Raw genomic sequence first — 21,510 nt, forward strand, 5'->3', positions numbered from 1 at the left:
TATGATACGTCAAGAGAAAATGACGGTCGTCTCTCAAAAGCAAATTGCGACAAACATTTTCGAACTGACACTTCATGGTGAACTGGTTCAGGAGATGACTCCTGGCCAGTTTGTCCATGTAAAGGTGTCGGATTCACTGGAGCCGCTTTTACGTCGACCAATTAGTATTGCAAATATTGATCAAGACAACAATGAATTTACGATGATTTATCGTGCCGAGGGGCGCGGTACGAAAGTGTTAGCGACGAATCGTGAGGGGCAACAAGTCGATGTACTTGGCCCAATAGGGAATGGCTTTCCAGTAGATGCAGTTCAGGAAGGAGGCACGGCGCTATTAGTTGGTGGTGGTATTGGTGTACCTCCATTATATGAGCTAGCCAAGCAATTGAATGCTCGTGGTGTGAAAACAATCCATGTCCTAGGCTTCCAAACAGAGGATGTCTGCTTTTATGAGGATGAATTTAGTGCACTTGGTGAAACGCATTATGTTACGGTGGATGGCTCGAAAGGTACAAAAGGCTTTGTAACCACGGTTTTAGAGACGCGTGCTCCTGAATTTGATGTTTTTTATTCCTGTGGCCCCTTACCAATGTTAAGAGCATTAGAAGGCTATTACCCTGAAAAAGAGGGCTATTTATCATTTGAAGAACGTATGGGCTGTGGGATTGGAGCTTGCTTTGCATGTGTATGCAAAACAACGGATCAAGTTGAAAAAGACTATGTTAAAGTTTGCTCTGATGGTCCAGTTTTCCCGAAAGGAACGGTGGCACTATGAGTCGTTTAGCAATTCAAATACCAGGCTTAGATTTAAAAAACCCTATTATGCCAGCCTCAGGTTGCTTTGGCTTTGGTCGTGAATATGCACAGCTTTATGATTTGTCTAATCTAGGTGCTATCATGATTAAGGCAACAACGGTCGAAACGCGTGCGGGTAACCCTACGCCTCGTGTTGCCGAAACAGCAGCAGGAATGTTAAATGCCATTGGTCTACAAAATCCAGGCATTGAAAAAGTGATGAATGAGGAATTAAAATTTTTAGAGGGTTTTGATGTGCCTATCATCGCCAATGTCGCTGGAACAGAGACAGCAGATTATGTAGAAGTAGCACGCCGTATTTCAACAGCACCAAATGTTAAAGCGCTGGAGCTGAATATTTCTTGCCCTAATGTGAAATGTGGTGGTATTCAATTTGGAACAGATCCTGCTACAGCCCGTGAGCTTGTCAAGGCAGTAAAGGCTGTGTCAGAAGTGCCAGTCTATGTGAAGCTATCACCAAACGTGACGAACATCGTTGATATTGCCCTAGCTGTTGAAGCAGGTGGAGCAGATGGTATTACGATGATTAATACATTGGTTGGTATGCGATTAGACGAGCGTACAGGTAAGCCAGTCATTGCTAATGGCACAGGTGGACTATCTGGTCCTGCTGTAAAGCCTGTAGCAATACGAATGGTTTATGAGGTGTACAAGGCTGTCAATATTCCGATAATTGGTATGGGCGGTGTAACAGAAGCGCAGGATGTCATTGATTTTATGTCTGCAGGTGCTTCAGCTGTAGCAGTAGGAACAGCTAACTTTGTTGACCATTTCGTTTGTCCGAACATTATTGAAGAATTACCAGCAAAGCTGGATGCATTAGGTGTAGAACATATAACAGAGATTATTGGAAGGAGCCATCGTTGATGAATACGAAACCTATACTAGCTCTAGATTTTCCAGGAGAAAAAGAAGTATTCGATTTTCTTAAAAAGTTCGATGAGCCTCTTTTCGTGAAAATTGGAATGGAATTATATATGCAAGAAGGACCTGATATCGTACGCAAAGTAAAGGATTTAGGTCATGATATTTTCCTTGATTTAAAATTACATGATATCCCAAATACAGTAGGCTCTGCGATGAAGGGTCTAGCAAAATTAGGGGTAGATTTAGTTAATGTCCATGCTGCAGGCGGACGTCCTATGATGGAAGCTGCTCTAGAAGGACTTGAAGCGGGAACGCCATTAGGCAAAGTACGTCCTGCACTAATAGCCGTTACTCAATTAACATCCACAACAGAAGAACAAATGCAAGCAGAGCAAAAAATTGCTCTTTCATTGCAAGAGTCTGTCCTACACTACGCAGGGCTCACAAAGGAAGCTGGCTTACAAGGTGTTGTTTGCTCTGTCCATGAGGCTAAGGCGATTGCTGAGGCGTGTGGAGATGAATTTCTACGTGTCACACCTGGAATTCGTTTAGCTGGCGGTGCTGCACACGATCAAAAACGTATAGCAACACCTGATGGGGCAAAGCGTGATGGTTCATCACTCATCGTTGTTGGCCGTGCTGTAACAGGTGCACAGGATCCAGTAGCAGCGTATAAAATCGTAAGTGAATTATGGGAGGCATAAATTATGACATTACAAAATGAAATTGCACACGCTATGTTAAAAGTTGGGGCTGTAGAATTAAATCCTACAGAGCTATTTACATGGGCATCTGGTATTAAATCACCTATATACTGTGATACACGTTTAACCATTTCCGATCCAGTTATTCGAAAACAATTAGCAAATGGTTTAGCCTCTGTCATCAAAGAGAACTTCGGTGCGACAGAAATTGTAGCAGGAACAGCTACAGCAGGTATCCCACATGCAGCATGGGTAAGTGATATTTTAGAATTACCAATGGTTTATGTACGCTCGAAAGCGAAGGAGCATGGTCGTGGCAATCAAATTGAAGGAAAATACGCAGCAGGACAAAAAGTAGTGGTTGTGGAGGATATCGTCTCTACAGGTGGCTCTTCCATTACAGCAGTAGAAGCATTGCGTGCAGCAGGCTGTGAGGTGCTTGGCGTTGTATGTGTTTATACATATAATCTTCCACGCGCTGAACAAGCATTTGATGAGGCTGGCATCCAATATGTATCATTAACAAATTTTGATTATCTGATTGAAGCAGCAAATGAATCCGGCGCTATTAAAGAAGAAGATATTCCATTCTTAAAAGAGTGGCATGGAAAATTAAAAGCTGGAGAGCTATAATTAGAAATCTTGTAAAAGTAGTAGTAAAACATAGAGTTACTGGAATATAAAAGAGAGCAAATGCATAGAAACAACTATCGATACTTTTGTTGATAGTTGTTTTTTGTGTTTTTTCGACGTAGTCAAAGGAAAATAAACTTTGTTAACTTTTAAAAGAAGTATGGCCTATAGATTAAAGAAATTGTAAAAATAATTTATTTTTCTAATGTAATATAAAATACTTTATTTGTTTAGCACTTTAATAAATAAAATTATTCATTAATAATAATTAGGAAAATTTAGTATCATTCTATGAATTAAATAAACAATAAAAATCCTTTTATAATCATGTTTTCCAAATAAAAGTAAATTTTAACGTAGTATGAATAGGTCAATTGAGTAGGTTGTTATTATTTTAGTAAAATAAAAAAATGATACTTTAGGCAAATAAAGTTAAAAATGAACAAATGTTCAGTATGGCAAAACCTAAAGCATCTAATTTAAAATGGTATAGTTGTATGGATTATTTTGTATGTAATATTATGAGAATTGTAAAAATTCACTTGATTAAATGTATTATTTCCAGATAAAATAGCATTACGCCTAATTGTCAGAATATTATATACTGATCCAGTTACTATTACATTTGGAAAATAGGGTCAATTTTATGTAAGGAAGATGTTCTTTTTAAAATTTGATGTTTTTTTTAGCTAATATAATTTTGAAATAGGTTTAACACCTTATGATCTAATTTTTCGGAATATTGGATCTTATGAGGGAATCCAAAAGCTAATTTCTTTTTACATCTTTTACTTAAAGAATACATTTTAGACATATGTTTCTGTTGCTTACATAAAGGATGTAGTGATTTTTAGTAAAAAAATTAAAGGTGTGATATTAAATGAGCTTAATGTTAGAAGTGAAAAACCTTAAAACTGGTTTTGATATAGATGGGGAGATTTATCATGCTGTTGATGATGTTTCTTTTTCAGTCAAATCAGGTCAAATTATTGGGGTAGTTGGAGAATCTGGATGTGGAAAAAGTGTCATGTCCCTTTCAGTTATGCAGCTTCTTCCAAAAGGGATTGGTAAAATTACAGGCGGAGAAATTAAGTTTGAAGGCAAAAACATCGAAAATTATTCTAGCGATGACATGAATAAGATTAGAGGAAAAGATATCAGTATGATTTTCCAAGAACCCATGACATCATTAAATCCCGTTTTTACAATTGGTTCACAAATACAAGAGATTATCTTAAATCACTCTAAAATCTCAAAGGCAGAGGCTAAAAGTAAAGCAATAGACTTATTAAAACAAGTTGGCATACCGAGAGCGGATCAAATTGTTGATGAGTATCCACACCAATTATCTGGTGGTATGAGACAAAGGGTTATGATTGCCATTGCCATTGCATGTCAACCTAAACTATTAATTGCAGATGAACCTACTACGGCTCTTGATGTGACGGTACAAGCTCAAATCCTAGATCTATTAAAGACAATTCAAGCAAAGAATGATATGTCCATCGTGCTTATTACACATGATTTAGGTGTCGTAGCCGAAATGTGTGATGAAGTAATTATCATGTATGCAGGGAAAATTGTAGAAAGAACAAATGTAGATAATTTGTTCCACAACCCTCAGCATCCTTATACAAAGCTATTAATGGCTTCTATACCAAGAATCGATGAGGAAGTTGAAAAGTTAACGACCATTCAAGGGATTGTACCTTCGTTGAAAAATATGCCCCAAATAGGTTGCCGTTTTGTGGATAGATGTCCTTCAGCTATGCCTGATTGTAGCAAGGTTACGCCGCAACTTTCCTTTATAGATGATGGACATGAGGTATCTTGTTTACTTTATGAAAGTTGCGATACTAGAAAGGGTGTGAGCTGACAACATGAATGAAACAATCGTAAAACAAAAAAAGGATAACTTATTAGAAATAATTGATTTGAAAACATATTACCCAATCAAAGGTGGCTTCTTAAGGCATACTGTTGGTCATGTAAAAGCAGTGGATAACATTTCTTTTTCTATTAAAAATGGTGAGACATTAGGGTTAGTTGGAGAATCGGGTTGCGGCAAATCGACAACTGGACGGACAATTTTAAGATTATTAGACTCGACGGATGGAAAAATTATCTTTGACGGTAAAGATATTACAAACTTGAGAGGGAAATCTTTAAGAGATATACGAAAAGATATTCAAATGGTATTTCAGGATCCATACGCATCTTTAAATCCTATGCAAATGGTAGGAAGCATTGTTGCAGAGCCGATTATGAATTTCAGTAACAAATCATTGAAATCATTAAAAGGCGAGGTAATGGAGCTATTAAGAAAAGTCGGCTTACCTGAAGATGCCTATTATAAATATGCTCATGAGTTCTCAGGTGGCCAGCGCCAGCGTATTGGTATTGCTCGGGCACTTGCACTTAGACCAAAGCTTATTATTGCAGACGAGCCTGTTTCAGCCTTAGATGTATCAGTACAATCACAAGTTCTTAATCTATTAAAAGAACTTCAGGATGAGTTTGATTTAACATTCCTGTTTATCGCACATGATTTAAGTGTGGTCAAGCATATGAGCGATCGAATTGGCGTGATGTATCTAGGAAATATTGTAGAAATAGCTGATAAGGAACATATTTACGATGAGCCATTACATCCTTATACACAAGCATTGATCTCTGCAATACCTGTGCCAGATCCGAGAAAGAAAAATAGTCGTATTGTTTTAGAGGGAGATATACCGAGCCCTGCTAATCCACCATCAGGCTGTCCATTCCATCCAAGATGTCCAAAGGCAATGGCAGAATGTTCATTATCTAAGCCAGCTTTAAAGGAGGTGAAGTCGGGGCATAGTGTTGCTTGTCATTTATATTAAAAACTAAAAACGGAAAATAGTTATTGACAAAAATAAAATTACGGGGGGAAAAAAATGAAAAAATCAGCATTATGGTCATTTATGCTATTGCTAGTTATGGCATTATTTTTAGCTGCATGTAATAATGACTCATCAAAAACAGAGAAGGAAAATGAAAAGGATACAAGCGGGGATACAACGACAACAACAGATGAACCTTCTACAGAGGGTGGCATCGTAACATATGGTACAGATGTTGCACCTGAAGGCGTATATGATCCTGCTTATTCAGGTAGTATTGTAGACAGCTATATTCAAAATTTCACAATGGAAGGTATTTATGATGTAAATGATGACTTAGAATATGTTCCAAACTTAGCTTCATGGGAAATTAGTGAGGATAAATTAACGTATACGTTTACATTCCAGAAGGGTGTAAAATGGCATAATGGTGAGGAATTAACAGCTGATGACTGGGTTTTTGCTTTAGAAACTCTTGCGCATCCTGATTATGCTGGACCTCGCTACAATTATGTTGAGGGAATTAAAGGTGCCAAAGCTAAAAAAGAAGGTAAGGCTGACAAAATCGAAGGTATTGAAGTAGTAGATCCATACACTGTAAAAATCACTTTTGAACAAGTGAAAATTAATAATTTAGAAAATCTATGGTCAAATCCAATGCCGAAGAAACATTATGAAGGTATTGCTGTTAAGGATTTAGAGGAGTCAAAGCAAGTTCGTGAAAATCCTGTTGGCTTAGGGCCATTTAAGGTGAAAAAAGTTGTAGATGGAGAATATTCTGAATTAGAGCGTTTTGATGATTACTGGAAGGGCAAACCACAGCTTGATGGTGTTATTGTAAAAGTAATTGACCCATCATTAGCAACTGGTGCATTCCAAAATGGAGAAATTGACATTATGGATATTAGACCACAATCTGTAAAAGAATTAGAAGCATTAGGCAATGTACGTATTGAAGAAACTAATGGTGTGGGCTATTCATATATCGGACTTCGTTTTGGTCATCGTGATAAAGCTACATTAAAAAATGTGGCAGATTTTGATAAATTTAATGCAAAAGAATTACGTCAAGCATTATTATATGCAATTAACCGTCCAGCAATGATCGATGCTTTCTTAGAAGGAAAAGCAACAGTTGCCAACACTGTGATTCCAACTACTTTCTGGACTGCTGCACCAGAGTCAGAACTAAACCAATATGAATTCAACCCAGAAAAAGCAAAAGAGCTATTAGCATCTGCAGGTTATGTAGATAAAGATGGTGATGGTTTCGTAGAAGATCCAAAGGGACAACCATTTAAAATTTCATTTGGTCACTATGCAGGTTCCGCAGCATTTGAAGGACGTGCACAAGCAATTGTTCAATCTTGGAATGATATTGGTGTAAAAACAGAATTAGCGACAGGTAGTTTAATTGAGTTTAACTTATATAATGATATGAAAGATAATGATGATGCAGCTTTAGAAGCATTCTTCGGTGCGTGGAGTACAGGTGCTGATCCAGATCCATCAGGATTATGGGGTAATGACGCTGAGTGGAACTATGGTCGTTGGGTAGATCCTAAAAACCAAGAATTATTGGATAAAGGCTTAAGTGAAGAAGCATTTGACAAAGAAAAACGTATGGCAACATATGTTGAATGGCAAAAATACTTCAACGAAGAATTACCTGCACTTCCTTTATGGGAAAACTTAGATTTATATGGTATTAATAACCGTTTACAAGGTGTTCATGTCAACGCTGTTGGCTTCCAAACGGATGTTTATAAATGGCATATTAAAGAATAAGCTATTGTGTACTTTAATTCTTGCTAACTAAGTCCTTGAAAAGAGGACTTAGTTAGTAAATTTATAGATAAGGAGACGTTACATGCTTCAATATACACTTCGACGACTACTTGGCATGATCCCATTGTTACTCCTTATTTCGTTGGTGGTATTCTTTTTAGCGAAAATGATGCCAGGAGATGCATTTGCTGGTGAAATTGATCCTTCTAATACGAATCCACAATATATCGAAGAAATGAGAGAAAAATTAGGCTATAACGATCCTATTATCCAGCAATACGGTAGATGGATTGTTAATTTTATGCAAGGGGATTTTGGTAAATCAACTGTTTATAAGAAACCAGCAGTAGAAATTATTGCGCAGCGTATACCTAATACCATATTTTTAGCCCTAACATCGTTAATTTTTACCTACATATTTGCATTTATCATGGGCATGTATGCTGGTAGAAAACCCTATACACTTGGGGATAATTTGATTGCAACGTATAATTATCTAGCTTTAGCCATTCCGTCATTTGTTGCGGGAATTGTAGCCATTTACTTTTTCTCGTTCAAGTTAGGTTGGTTCCCATTTAACGGATCTGTTGGTGTCGGGCTAGAGCCTGGAAATTTGGACTACTATATAAGTAGATTCCACCATGTTTTACTACCTGCGCTTATATTAGGATTGATGGGAACAGCATCCTATACACAATTTTTGCGGAATGACATTATTGAAAATAGTAGAAAAGATTTTGTAAGAACTGCGAGAGCAAAGGGAACAAAAGAATCGAAAATTTATAACAAACATATTTTACGAAATTCTATTATTCCTCTTATTACGTTCCTTGGGTTTGATATCGCAACTTTAATTAGCGGTGCGGTAATAACAGAAACAATCTTTACGTATCCTGGAATAGGTGCTCTCTTCCTTGAATCAGTTGGAAGAAGGGATTATGCAGTCATGATGTCGATCACAATGTTACTTTCGTTTTTAACACTTTTTGGAAATTTAATAGCGGATTTATTATATGGTGTAGTAGATCCACGTATTAGATTGGATTAAGGAGGGGGAAATATGACATTGGTAACGGATCAAGAAGTTTTAACGCCAAAATCGCCAAAGAAAAGCCCCTCGCCATGGGTAATTGCGAGACGAAAGTTCTTTAAAAATAAACTAGCCTTGATTAGCCTTATATTTCTACTGATCGTTATTATCTTATCGTTTCTAGCACCATATATTACAACTAAAGATATTGTCCGGGTTGATTTTACCCAAATAAGTAAACCACCATCTAGTGAAAATTGGTTAGGAACAGATACAAATGGACGAGATGTGTTTACAAGAATGCTCTATGCTGGTAGATCCTCCTTAACAGTAGGATTAAGCTGTATGTTCTTTATTGTTTTAATTGGAACTGCTGTCGGCGCCATTTCAGGGTACTTTGGTGGAAAAATAGATCAAATACTCATGAGATTTACAGATTTTATCTTAATGTTTCCATTTATGATTTTTGTAATTGTTTTAAATCAAATTCTAATTGGAAAAGTATCTGGTCTATGGACTTTGATTTTTGTTATCTCACTGTTAATGTGGGGATCAGTTGCAAGGATTGTACGGAGTAGGGTGCTTGCTGAAAAGGAAAATGAGTATATATTAGCAGCTCAATCAATAGGATGTAAATCATCAAAGATTATTATGAAGCATTTACTACCTAATGTTGCTTCGACGATTATTGTACAAGCAACATTGCTGATGGCTGTAACAATCGTCGCTGAATCTGGTTTAAGCTTTTTAGGGTTGGGCGTACCAGCAGATACACCAAGTTGGGGGAATATGCTGTCCGAAGCTAGAAACTCAGAGGTATTAAAGGAGAAGCTTTGGATGTGGGTGCCTCCTGCAACAGCTATTACGCTAGTAATTTTGTCCATTAATTTTATCGGAGAAGGGTTAAAGGATGCATTAAATCCAAAATCTAGAAGGTAATTAAAAAATGGATATTAAATAAGTGACAAGAAAATAGGGCACCTTTAAATGTAAAAGTAATCACATTTAAAGGTGCCGAATTTTATAAAGGATAATAGTTTAATACATAGTAATATTGATTGTCCTTACAGAGACCATAGAGACCTGGAAATAATGTTTTGAGAGCAACTATTATGGTCTAATCACACAAGGCTTTGGACTGTGGCATGGACCAGGGTAGGCAGATGCTGTGGTAGAACCAACACTAATTAATACGATTGTAAAACAACATGTAGCAAGAAGAAGTTTCATACTTTTTTTCATTGAATACACCCCTTTATTCGTGTTAACTCTATCATAATATATTCCTTAAAATATTTAAACTAATTTTACATAAATGGTATTTATTAACTAATTATTTTATGTAAAATAAAAGAATGAAGGGAATTATAGTCTACTAAAAGGTAGTAAGTTTATTTAGGTTTACACTGATCGGGATATTGGGTAAGGAAGAAGTAAAATTAAAAAAACTCCCATCTCAGTAATTATACTGTCGATAGGAGTTATAGCTTTTAGCGATTAGCAACCCAAGTTTTTACTAGATCAGCAGTACCATAAACATAATGCTGATCACCTACTTCATGGTAGGTTGCACTTTCGTCAACCTCTGTATGCTTGTACTGAATACGTTGACGGCGCTTCTCTGACATTGGATCAGGAAGTGGGATAGCTGATAGTAAAGATTTTGTATACGGATGAACAGGGTGATTGTAGATATCATCTGCTTTACCGATTTCCATGATTTTACCACGGTACATTACAGCAATACGGTCACTGATGTATTTTACCATAGATAAGTCATGGGCAATGAAAAGATATGTTAAGCCACGTTCTTTTTGTAGTTGTTTTAGTAAGTTAACAACTTGCGCTTGGATAGATACGTCTAGCGCAGAGATTGGCTCATCTGCAATGATAAACTTAGGATCTAAACTTAGTGCACGGGCAATCCCAATACGTTGACGTTGACCACCAGAGAATTCGTGTGCGTAACGATTCGCGTGTTCTTTGTTTAAACCAACAGCTTCAAGTAACTCTTGAATTTTTGCACGACGTTCTTTTTTATCCTTGTAAAGGCCATGAATATCAAAGGCTTCACCAATGATCTCACCAGCCGTCATACGAGGGTTTAAAGAAGCATAAGGATCTTGGAAAATCATTTGCATTTGACGGTTAAATTTCTTTAACTCATTTTTAGATTTTTTTCCATGGACATTTTCACCATCGAAAACAATCTCGCCACCTGTAATATCATATAAACGAATAATTGAACGACCAGTTGTTGACTTACCACAACCTGATTCACCCACAAGACCAAGTGTTTCACCTTCGTAAACATCGAAGCTGATACCATCTACAGCTTTGATAGGATTACTTGGCGAACCAAAATGCTGCTGTAAATTTTTGATTTCAAGAATTTTTTTCGCACCAGTTTTAGTCATTTTCTTGTGCCTCCTTTGCTAAATACCCTTCAATACGTTTAGCAACCGCATCTGGAAGAGGAATCTTTGGTGCATCAGGATGCAACAACCAAGTCTTTGCAAAATGTGTTTCACTTACTTGGAACATTGGTGGCTCTTGTTCATAATCAATGGCCATAGCATACTCGTTACGAGCTGCAAATGCATCACCCTTAGGTGGATTCGTCAGATCTGGTGGTGAGCCTGGAATCGTACGTAATAGCTCATCAGTATCATTATCTAAATCTGGCATTGAACCAAGTAGACCCCATGTGTAAGGATGCTTTGGATTATAGAAAATATCATTTACAGTACCATATTCAACGATTTGTCCAGCGTACATTACTGCTACACGGTCAGCGATATTCGCCACTACTCCTAAATCGTGTGTAATGAAAATGATAGATGTTTGCGAGTTTTTCTGAATTTCTTTCATTAATTCTAAAATTTGCGCTTGAATTGTTACGTCTAGAGCTGTTGTCGGCTCATCTGCAATTAATAGCTTAGGATCAGCTGCAAGGGCAATGGCAATAACAACACGTTGACGCATACCACCTGAAAATTCATGTGGGTATTGGTTATAGCGTTTTTCAGGGAAGGGGATACCTACCTGTGTTAAAAGCTCAATCGCACGTTTTTTCGCTTCGTCTTTAGAAACTTTTTTGTGTTGCAAAATTACTTCAGTTATTTGACGTCCGACCTTCATTGTTGGGTTCAAACTTGTCATAGGATCTTGGAAAATCATTGCAATTTCATTTCCGCGTACTTTAGACATTTCTTTATCAGTTAATGGAACTAAATCACGGCCATTAAATAAAATTTGTCCTGACTCATAAATACCAGGTGGCTGGGGAATTAGTTTCATTAATGCATTACTTGTAACACTTTTACCAGAGCCTGATTCACCTACTATAGCGAGTGTTTCACCCTCTTTTAAATCAAAGTTAACACCACGTACAGCATGGACAAGCCCTGCATAAGTTTTAAAGTTAATTCTTAAATCTTTTACTTCTAGAATTGTTTTACTCATTTCGGCCACCTCCTTATTTACGTAGTTTTGGATCTAGAGCGTCACGTAAGCCGTCACCAACTGCGTTAAACGCAAAGATTGTCAGTGAGATAAATACTGCTGGGAAAATCAAGCGCCATGGAGCATTGGCAATAGCTTTATTACCATCAGAGGCCATTGTACCCCAAGAAGCAGTTGGAGCAGGCACCCCAAGACCAAGGTAGCTTAGGAATGATTCAGTGAAAATAGCAGATGGAATTGTTAACGTCATCGTTACTAAGATTGCACCAAGAGCATTCGGAACTAAGTGTTTAATAATTAAATGGCCTGTACTAGCACCTAATGTACGAGCAGCAAGAACATATTCTTGATTTTTAATAGATAATACTTCACCACGAACGATACGAGCCATGTTAATCCATCCAGTGATGGACAGGGCAATAATCATAGGAATTAAACCAGGTTGCATAACAACTAAAAGTACGATTACTACTAGAAGGTAAGGTACAGCTGTTAAAACGTCGGCAATACGCATCATGATGTTATCAACACGACCGCCTGCTAAGCCTGAAATACTTCCCCATAAAACACCGATAATTAAATCAATAATCGCTGCAGCAATACCGATAAATAGGGAAATACGAGCGCCTTCCCAAATACGAACGAAAATATCACGACCAAGGTCATCCGTTCCAAACCAAAATTGTGCAGATGGTGGTGCGTTGTAAACACCTAGCTGATCACTTGCTTTATATTGAGAAAACATTGGTACGAATGTAGCCATTAAAATAACAATGATTAAAATGATTATCCCAATGATGGCTAATTTGTTATGAGAGAAACGGAGAAATACTTCTTTCCAAAAGGAGACTGATTTATCAGCTAATTTTTCCGTTGCTTCATGATTTCCACCAACAATTTTAAACTTATCTTTTTCAATTTGTTGCTGTGTCATTATTTTTTCGCTCCTTTCAGTTTAATACGCGGATCAATCACACTATATAGAATATCAACGATTAATACCGCAAATAAAAGGATGATGGAATAGAACACCGTCGTACCCATAATTACTGTATAGTCACGGTTTGTAATACTTTGAACAAAGTGCTTACCAAGTCCAGGAATAGCGAAAATTTGCTCAACAATGAAACTACCTGTTACAACACCAGCTGTTAATGGACCAAGGTATGTTACGACTGGCAGAAGGGCATTTCGTAATGTATGACGGAATACGATTGTCCATTTACCAATACCTTTTGCACGAGCCATTTTTACATAATCACTATTGTTTTGTTCAAGCATACTTGAACGTGTTAATTTTGCGATAAAGCCCATGTGAGAGAAAGCGATTGCAAGGGCTGGTAAAATACTATAAATAAAGCCCTTCCACCCACTAATAGGGAACCAGCCTAGCTTAAAGGCTAAGAAATACTGCATTAAACCTGCTAAGATAAATGAAGGTACTGATATACCGAGCACCGCAAAGGACGTTGCCAAATAATCCGGGAACCTATTATGATATAGCGCGGAAACTACGCCAATTAATACACCGAATCCAACTGCTAATAGCATAGCTTCAATCCCTAATGTTAATGAAACAGGGAAACTTTCAGAAATCATATCATTTGTAGAACGCGCTTTATATTTCATTGACTCACCGAAATTGAATGTGGCCGTATCGATTAAATAATCTTTATATTGAATATACCAAGGGTTATTTAATCCATACGTTTCGTTTAACTTCTCCTCAATTTGAGGTGGGAAATTACGTTCACTCGCGAAAGGACTACCAGGAGCGAGACGCATTAAGAAAAACGTAACCGTTACGATGACGAAAAGCGCGAGAAGTATATACATCAGCCTTTTCAAAATATATTTAATCACATAAAACTCCTCCTTCTATTTGTCAATTTTCAGACAAATATATGCCTTCGTATTTTAAAAAGAGCTGACTCGCGCCGAAGTGGCTACGAGGCAGCTCTTCGCTGTAGAGCTAAATAAGCGAATTATTTGTTGATTATTTCTCTACTTTAACCTCTTTAAGAGAGATGTTACCAAGGATGTCTGCCTTCATGTTTTTCACATAATCTTGTACTACAGATAGGTTCGTGTAGTAGTAGATTGGAATAACTGGGAAATCATTTACAGCAACTTTTTCAGCTTGTTTTAAAAGCTCAAGACGTTTAGCAGGATCTGCTTCAACGTTAGATTGATCTAATAATTTTTTGTATTCTGCACTTTCCCAACCAGTATCGTTGTTACCGTTTGCAGCAGTGTCATACATTTCTAAGAATGTATAAGCATCGTTGTAGTCACCAACCCAGCCCATACGGCCAACTTGGTAATCTAATTGGTTAAGTTTTTCTAAATATACTTGCCATTCAGAGTTATCTAGACCTACAGTGATACCTAGGTTTTTAGTCCAGCCCTCTTGAACGTATTGAGCGATAGCAGCGTGTGCTTCACTAGTGTTGTAAGAAAGGTTAATTTTGATATCTGCTGGGTTTGTAATTCCAAGTTCTTTCATACCAGCTTCAAGTGCTGCTTTAGCACCTTCGATATCGTTATCTTTGAAGTAACCACGGTCTTCTTCAAAGCCATGAACTGCGATAGGAACCATGCCTAATGCAGGTTTTTGCTCACCTTTAGTAATGTTGTCAATTAAACCTTGACGATCAACTGCTAAAGCTAACGCTTTACGGATGTTAGCGTTTCCAGTGATTTTATCTTTTGTATTTAGCTTGTACCAGTAAACAGAAGCTTGGTCATTAATATTTAATGAACCATCAGCTTTAAATGCGTCGATTGAATCAAGTGCCACAGATTGGAATGGTGCACCTAAGTAGTCAATTTCTCCAGCTTTGAAGCTTGTTGCTGCAGTTGCTTCAGACTCAACCATACCGATATTAACAGTTTCTAAAGAAACTTTATCAGCATCCCAGTACTCTGGGTTTTTCTTTAATACGATTGTATCATTGTGTCTCCATTCAGCTAATGTGAAAGGACCGTTTGTTACATAGTTTTCACCAGCATCTGCATACCACTCATCATTACCTTCAACTACTTTTTGGTTTAATGGTGCATATGTTTTGAATGCTGTTAATTCTAAGAAGTAAGGTGTTGGGTTTTCTAAAGTTACTACTAATGTTTTTTCGTCTTGTGCTTTAACGCCTACATCATCAGCAGAACCTTCACCATTGTTGTATGCTGCAGCACCTTTAATTGGGTAAAGGATTGAAGCATATTCAGAAAGATTGTCTGGGTTTAATGCCCATTTCCAAGCGTATTCGAAGTCACCAGCTACTACTGGATCTCCGTTTGACCATTTAGCATCACGTAATTTGAACGTGTATGTTTTTAAATCTTCACTAACTTCCCAGCTTTCAGCAGCAGCTGCAACTGGACGAGCGTCTGCATCAAGTGTTGTTAATCCTTCAAAAGTATTTGTTAGAATAACACCAGAAGTTGTATCTGTTGCTAATGCAGGATGAAGAGATGGCGGCTCAGAAGCTACTACTACATTTAATTCGCCACCTGATGAAGTTGTTTCTGAAGAACCAGAATCTTTTCCTTCGTCTTTAGATTTGTCAGACGAATCTCCACCGAAGCCACATGCAGCAAGTACTAAAGAAAATACTGCAAGGACTGTTAGTAATAAAAACTTTTTGTTTTTATTCATGTGAATCCCCCTTATACAATTTTTAAGCCTTTTGTGAAGCTCCTATTTAATATACCAAAAAAATCATTGTGTACAAAATAAAAAAGATTCGAATTTATATAGTATTATCTGACATTTAGGAGAATAATAAATTTTTCCGATTTATCACGCTAAAGAGGCGAAGTGTATATATATTAAAAATTTGATATTTACTTATTCTGAATATCAAAAATAAAGTAAAAATAAAAAAATGATTTACTATACGGAAAATTCCTATTTTTTTGATAATATTATCGATATTTGAAAAATGAATCAAAAGTCATAGATGTAATACCTTGAGGAATTTGTATAGATTTGTAGAAAATCTATGTAAAACTCAGTGAATTAGATTCTTTTACAGGTAATTTCTTGTAATTTATTATCGCAAAACATGAATATTTTTATCTATTAATGATATATAAGAAACTTGTTTTGTATTTTTCTAGGATTATCCATTTGTGGGGAAGAAAAAGAAAAAAATGAGCATTTGTATGAAAAAAGGTACCCATACTAAGAAAAATTTGGATTTAGTGACAAGCTAGTTTACGAGATTAAGTTTTTTTGAAATAATTTTGGGGCTAGTTGTATATACATGCATATATGCAGTCGGTTACTGTTTTATTCATCAGTTAAAAAATAAAAGGAATGCTTCATTTCGCCTTGTATTCTTCCAAAGAGAACTGTTTAAATCGTATTGTTTTTTTGAGGATGTCATTTGTCTTACTGAAGAGGATTGATAATGCAAATAATTACTAAAAATCTGTTTATTCATCGAATGAAAACGTTAACAATAGCTATTCAGAAGGATATTCTTCCACTTTTTAAGTGGTATACCATGAAAAAATATAAAAAACAGTGCATCCCATTTATAAAATGCACTGTTTTCTATTTAAAGTTTAAATTGATTGATCTGATTCTGTAAATCTAAGGACTTTTCGCTTAGATCTGAGGCAACTTGGTTTACTTGTTGTACTGTTATAGATTGTTCTCTTGTTGCTGAAGCTACAATTTTTGTATTATCCGCGCTCGTTGAAGCACCATGGGCGATTTCTGCAACGGACGCTGCAACCTGTTCAGCGCTAGCTGAAATTTCTTCAGAGGTAGCTGATATATCTTCTATTTGATCTGTCATCGTATTAATTGCTTTCACAATTCCTTCAAAGGCTTGTCCTGCATGTCCGATGATTTTAACGCCCTCTGTGACAGAATGAAGTCCATCAAAGACTGCTTTTTCTACATTATGTGTATCCTGTTGAATATCTAGCGTTAAGGCAACGATTTGGTTGGCTGATTGTTTGGATTCCTCAGCTAACTTACGAACCTCATCTGCTACTACCGCAAATCCTTTACCATGCTCTCCAGCTCTAGCCGCTTCAATTGCTGCATTGAGTGCCAATAAATTTGTTTGATCTGTAATAGCTGTAATAACAGCTGTGATCTGACTAATCTCATCTGATTGCTTACTCAATTTTTGAACAAGATTATTAATCGTTTGTGTTGATTCATGGATGACATTCATTTGTTGCTGAGCTTCTTCTACCGTCTCATTTCCATTTGTTGCTAATTCTGAAGTTGTTATAGCATTCTGATGTAGTTGTTGAGTTGCCTCAGCTATTCGTTGAACACCTACAGCCGTTTCATCCATAGCGTGTGCGCTTTCGTTAGCTGCAACTGTAGCTGTCACTGCAGCCTCAGCTGTTTCGTTAATCCGTATTGTAATTTCATCAGCAGTGGCAGTAATTTCTTCAGTTGAGGCAGAAAGTTCCTCTACTGAAGCTGTTAAATGCTCTGCATTGTCCTGTATATGCGTTAATAAATTTTTCAGATTCCCCTTCATGGCATTAAAAGCTGCTGAAAGTTGACCAATTTCATCTTTTGATTGATGGGTAATATCTGGATGAATTAATTCTCCATTAGCTACATGGTTTGCAGCCAGAACGACAGATTTTAAAGGGCGTGAGATTGTCCGTTGTATATAGAAAATAAGGAAAATACCTAGAGCGATACCAATAATGATTGCGATAATGGAAATAATTTGTGAATTAAACACGGCCTGTTTAGATTCTTTTGTCACAATATCTAGTTGTTGCTTTTGATAGTTTCCAATTTGATCGGATACATCTTGTATACCTTTATTAGCTTGTTGGACTTCACCATTTACCTTCTGCAAAGCACCTTCTAGATTACCAGCTTCAAATAAAGCTATTGCTTCAGTTGCTGCCTTGTTAAAAGAATCATTATGAACTTTTAATTCCTGTGCATATGTTTCCATTTCAGCTGAATTCGATTTTTCAGTGATTTCATCTACATGTGTGTCGAGCATACTTGCATATTTTGAGAAACTCTCTTTGTTAGCAGGTTTGTCTTCGATGATGATGGCACGAATGAAAAGACCTTGCATAGCCATTTCGTATTGAATATCATCTGCTAATTCTACCAGGGCAACATGTCCTTCTAATGCATTTTCAATCTTTTTTTCAATGTTTGAAAATAACAGGAACATAATGAACAAAGAAATGATTAATGTGAGAATAATTGCAAAGAAACCAAAGCTTAATTTTTTACCTACAGACATATAGATACGCCCTTTCCTGAATGCTCTATAAAAATTTTTATACTTTAATTTAGCGTTTCTCAGTAGTAGAAGTCAATATACGTTGAAGGAAACAGTGCAGATTATTCATGTGTTTTTATATTGTTATTATAATAAGGAAGATTGTCTGTAAAAATCAATCAAGATAAGGTTGTTTTCATCGTTTTATAGTACGGATTACGTGTACTCGTTATAAAAAGGAAGAAACCGATACTATTTGTATCGGTTTCTTCCTTTATGACTGTTTCTTTAACTGTAAAATGACTGCCTCATCCGGGTCAATATACAGTGTCTTTTGTTCAAAATAGATGACGAAACCAGGTTTGGCACCATTTGGTTTTTTGACCTGTCGTATTTCGGTATAATCTACAGGCACAGAAGAGGATTCTCTGGCCTTAGAAAAATAGGCGGCTAGAGTGGCAGCTTCTCGCAATGTCGTTTCATCGGGTTCACTTGAATGAATGACAACATGAGATCCAGGAATATCTTTTGTGTGTAACCAAATATCAGTCCGCTTTGCTAGTTTGAATGTCAGCATGTCATTTTGTTTATTGTTTTTTCCAACAGAGATTGTTACACCTGTAGAAGAAACATAGCGTTCTGGTTCAGGTTTCGCTTGTTTTTTCTTTTTCTTCGCATGACGTAGTTTTAAGTAACCTTGCTCTGCTAGCTCTTCACGAATTTCCTCAATATCTCCAGGAGAAGCCTGCTGAACTTGCTGTGCAAGCATTTCGAAGTAAGAAATTTCATCAGTAGTTTTTTCTAGCTGCTCTTGAACCATGACCAGGGCATTTTTTGCCTTTGTATATTTTGTATAATAACTTTGGGCATTTTCAATAGGTGTTTTACGTTCGCTTACTGGAATCGTTATTTCTTCGCCAGTTTCACTATAGTAATTTGTGACAGTAACTTCCTTAACTCCTTTTTCAAAGGCATAGATATTAGCCATTAATAGCTCACCATATAGTTGGAATTGATCGAGCTTGGAGGCACGTTCATAATCCTTTGTTAACTTTTTTGTTTTTAAAGCTAATTTGTCAATCTCATTTTGTAGCCAGCGCTCTAAATCGCCTGCTTGTTGTTTTACACGATCTCGCTCTGCACGGGCAAAGAATACACGATCAAGAAGCTCATGGACATTAGGATAGATTGTTATATCCCCATCATGCAAATGCGTTAATTCGATAGGGGAAAAGTATACTTTCTGATTGAAGAGTACGTACATAGGCTTCATTCCACCGTTCGCAAAGGAGGCCATAAAATCCTTGAAACATACTAGCGTATTTGAAGTCGTCTTCATTCGATACAATAATTCTTCCGCGTGAAGAGGTGAAAAACCAGCTAATTGTTGCACTAGCTCTTTAGAGGTTTTCCCTTCAGCAAAAAATGCTGTTAGCTCTTCATCTGTCACCGTTAAAGGATTCCATTTGTTTTGTGAGGGTGGTGCAATATACGGTTGCCCTGGTAGTACAGTACGGAAGCTATTGACTGAAGGCGGTAAATGTTTTAGGCTGTCAATAATTTTTCCCTGCTCTTGATCAATCAACAGTAGATTACTATGTCTACCCATAATTTCAGCATGTATTTCTCTTACAATTGGATCTCCAATTTCATTTTTACTTTCAATTTCTACTATTATAATGCGATCAAAATCACGCTGTTTTATAGAAGCAATAAAACCACCCTCTATATGCTTACGCAAAAGCATACAAAACATTGGCGGCTCTGCTGGATTTTCAATCACCTGTTCAGTAAGGTGTACACGTGCATAAGAAGAGTGGATGGAAAACAGTAATTTATGATTCTTTCCGTTCGCTCGCACATGTAAAATAACTTCTTGTGCATTGGGTTGATGTATTTTGGTAATCCGACCAGTGACTAGCTGTTGTAGGTCGGCAGTTATTGAATAAGTAAATAAGCCATCAAATGCCATATGAATTCCTCTTTCCAACGATATCAAGCATCTTGGTACTTTCGTATTTTTTTCTTAATGTATCTGCATGCACTATTTTTAAGCTCGCAAATACTCTTTTGGTATGTTTATCATAGCATTTTTTAGGTGAATATTAAAATATAGCTTCAATTGTGGTAGAATTAGCTTTTACTTTAACCAAATTTTTTTGGAGAGTCGTCATAATCGACAAAGCTTATGTTATAATAATCCCAGTATGCAAAGAAAGGTGTGACGAACCTTGGTGCGTAGTATGACTGGTTTTGGCAGAGGTGTCACAACAACTAGAGACTTTCAATTAACCGTGGAAATGCGCTCGGTCAACCATCGTTTTTTAGAAATTAATGCAAAATTTCCGAAAGAATGGCTTGAAGCTGAAATTTTTGCAAAGAAACTAATTTCTCAAGCTTTGTCACGCGGCAAAATTGATGTGATGGTATATGTGAAGGACTTAGAGAACGTAGAGCAATCTATTGAGATTAATTGGTCATTAATTGAAGCGTATCGTAAGGCAAAAGAGCAATTAGCAAGTAAAGTACCACTTGAAGAAAAATGGACGATGCAAGAGCTTTTATCGTTAGAGCAGGCACTTGTACAGCAAAAACCCCAGCTTACACCAGAGGATTTGCTCAGTGCTGTAGAACAAGCGATTTCACAAGCGATTTCACAGCTCGTTCAAATGCGTGAGCGTGAAGGGCAAGAATTACAAGAGGTTGTTGTACAATATAAAGAACAGTTAATGGAGCAAGTCAATCAGATTCGTTTGTGTTCTTCACTTGCTGTTGAAAAATATCGTACACGATTAATAGAGCGAATTAATGAAGTTGCAGATGGCACATTGCTAGAAGATCGTTTACTAGCGGAAGTAGCCATTTTTGCAGAACGAGTAGACATCTCCGAAGAATTAGACAGATTAGATAGTCACTTCAATCAGCTGGAGGAAACATTACTTGAAAAGATTTCGGTTGGGCGTAAATTGGACTTTTTAATGCAGGAAATACATCGCGAGATTAATACGATTGGTTCAAAAAATCAATCTACAGAAGCAGCGATTGCTGTTGTTCAGGCGAAAACAATTTTAGAAAAGATGCGTGAGCAAGTGCAAAACATCGAATAA

Annotated in this window: 17 protein-coding genes; 10 read left to right on the top strand and 7 right to left on the bottom strand. The window is 36.8% G+C overall.

The annotated features are described in order from the left end of the window. Position 1 precedes the first annotated feature (1 nt). The 9 genes from MHB39_RS05000 (at position 2) to opp4C (ending at position 9,647) form a co-directional block, all read left to right on the top strand. On the top strand, positions 2 to 775 hold the full coding sequence (locus tag MHB39_RS05000; protein ID WP_016994259.1) for a dihydroorotate dehydrogenase electron transfer subunit: 774 nt from the start codon (positions 2 to 4) through the stop codon (positions 773 to 775). Further along, positions 772 to 1,683, top strand: a complete 912-nt coding sequence (locus MHB39_RS05005) for a dihydroorotate dehydrogenase (RefSeq protein WP_016994261.1) — start codon at positions 772 to 774, stop codon at positions 1,681 to 1,683. Before MHB39_RS05000 ends, MHB39_RS05005 begins: the two co-directional genes overlap by 4 nt. Beyond that, entirely contained in the window at positions 1,683 to 2,387 is a 705-nt protein-coding gene (gene pyrF, locus MHB39_RS05010) for an orotidine-5'-phosphate decarboxylase (RefSeq protein WP_036077160.1), read from the top strand. The genes MHB39_RS05005 and pyrF overlap by 1 nt, the downstream gene beginning before the upstream one ends. Positions 2,388 to 2,390: 3 nt before the next feature. Next, on the top strand, positions 2,391 to 3,020 hold the full coding sequence (gene pyrE, locus MHB39_RS05015) for an orotate phosphoribosyltransferase (protein ID WP_016994265.1): 630 nt from the start codon (positions 2,391 to 2,393) through the stop codon (positions 3,018 to 3,020). 880 nt (positions 3,021 to 3,900) lie between these two features. Continuing rightward, a complete protein-coding gene (locus MHB39_RS05020) occupies positions 3,901 to 4,896 on the top strand; it encodes an ABC transporter ATP-binding protein (protein ID WP_342545958.1) in 996 nt (331 codons plus the stop codon). A 4-nt stretch (positions 4,897 to 4,900) separates the two neighbouring features. Further along, the gene (locus MHB39_RS05025; RefSeq protein ID WP_048395393.1) at positions 4,901 to 5,890 is read left to right on the top strand and encodes an ABC transporter ATP-binding protein; all 990 of its coding nucleotides are present in this window, start codon (positions 4,901 to 4,903) and stop codon (positions 5,888 to 5,890) included. 54 nt (positions 5,891 to 5,944) lie between these two features. After that, complete coding sequence (opp4A, locus tag MHB39_RS05030; RefSeq protein WP_048395392.1) at positions 5,945 to 7,678, top strand: oligopeptide ABC transporter substrate-binding protein; 1,734 nt, start codon at positions 5,945 to 5,947, stop codon at positions 7,676 to 7,678. Between the two features lie 82 nt (positions 7,679 to 7,760). Beyond that, positions 7,761 to 8,726: an oligopeptide ABC transporter permease gene (opp4B, locus tag MHB39_RS05035; RefSeq protein ID WP_016994271.1), complete on the top strand. Its 966-nt coding sequence runs from the start codon at positions 7,761 to 7,763 to the stop codon at positions 8,724 to 8,726. Between the two features lie 12 nt (positions 8,727 to 8,738). After that, a complete protein-coding gene (opp4C, locus tag MHB39_RS05040; RefSeq protein ID WP_259950982.1) occupies positions 8,739 to 9,647 on the top strand; it encodes an oligopeptide ABC transporter permease in 909 nt (302 codons plus the stop codon). 551 nt (positions 9,648 to 10,198) lie between these two features. Here opp4C and MHB39_RS05045 read toward each other — a convergent pair. From MHB39_RS05045 to MHB39_RS05075, 7 genes are all read right to left on the bottom strand, one after another. Further along, the gene (locus MHB39_RS05045; RefSeq protein WP_054549873.1) at positions 10,199 to 11,125 is read right to left on the bottom strand and encodes an ATP-binding cassette domain-containing protein; all 927 of its coding nucleotides are present in this window, start codon (positions 11,123 to 11,125) and stop codon (positions 10,199 to 10,201) included. Then, positions 11,118 to 12,173, bottom strand: coding sequence for an ABC transporter ATP-binding protein (locus MHB39_RS05050; RefSeq protein WP_048395385.1), 1,056 nt, complete (start codon positions 12,171 to 12,173; stop codon positions 11,118 to 11,120). The genes MHB39_RS05045 and MHB39_RS05050 overlap by 8 nt, the downstream gene beginning before the upstream one ends. Positions 12,174 to 12,186: 13 nt before the next feature. Continuing rightward, positions 12,187 to 13,107 (bottom strand): ABC transporter permease, encoded by a 921-nt coding sequence (locus tag MHB39_RS05055; protein WP_048395384.1) that lies wholly within the window; start codon positions 13,105 to 13,107, stop codon positions 12,187 to 12,189. Beyond that, a complete protein-coding gene (locus MHB39_RS05060) occupies positions 13,107 to 14,036 on the bottom strand; it encodes an ABC transporter permease (protein WP_004227372.1) in 930 nt (309 codons plus the stop codon). Before MHB39_RS05060 ends, MHB39_RS05055 begins: the two co-directional genes overlap by 1 nt. Positions 14,037 to 14,169: 133 nt before the next feature. Then, complete coding sequence (locus MHB39_RS05065) at positions 14,170 to 15,831, bottom strand: peptide ABC transporter substrate-binding protein (RefSeq protein ID WP_054549875.1); 1,662 nt, start codon at positions 15,829 to 15,831, stop codon at positions 14,170 to 14,172. A 907-nt stretch (positions 15,832 to 16,738) separates the two neighbouring features. After that, entirely contained in the window at positions 16,739 to 18,424 is a 1,686-nt protein-coding gene (locus tag MHB39_RS05070; protein ID WP_066037180.1) for a HAMP domain-containing methyl-accepting chemotaxis protein, read from the bottom strand. Positions 18,425 to 18,677: 253 nt separating this feature from the next. After that, on the bottom strand, positions 18,678 to 20,375 hold the full coding sequence (locus MHB39_RS05075) for an NFACT RNA binding domain-containing protein (protein ID WP_342545960.1): 1,698 nt from the start codon (positions 20,373 to 20,375) through the stop codon (positions 18,678 to 18,680). A 259-nt stretch (positions 20,376 to 20,634) separates the two neighbouring features. On the opposite strand from MHB39_RS05075, the gene MHB39_RS05080 reads away from it, so the two are divergent. After that, positions 20,635 to 21,510, top strand: a complete 876-nt coding sequence (locus MHB39_RS05080) for a YicC/YloC family endoribonuclease (RefSeq protein WP_066037833.1) — start codon at positions 20,635 to 20,637, stop codon at positions 21,508 to 21,510.

The organism is Lysinibacillus sp. FSL K6-4013 (genome assembly GCF_038630435.1).
GTDB classification, from domain to species: Bacteria; Bacillota; Bacilli; order Bacillales_A; family Planococcaceae; genus Lysinibacillus; species Lysinibacillus boronitolerans.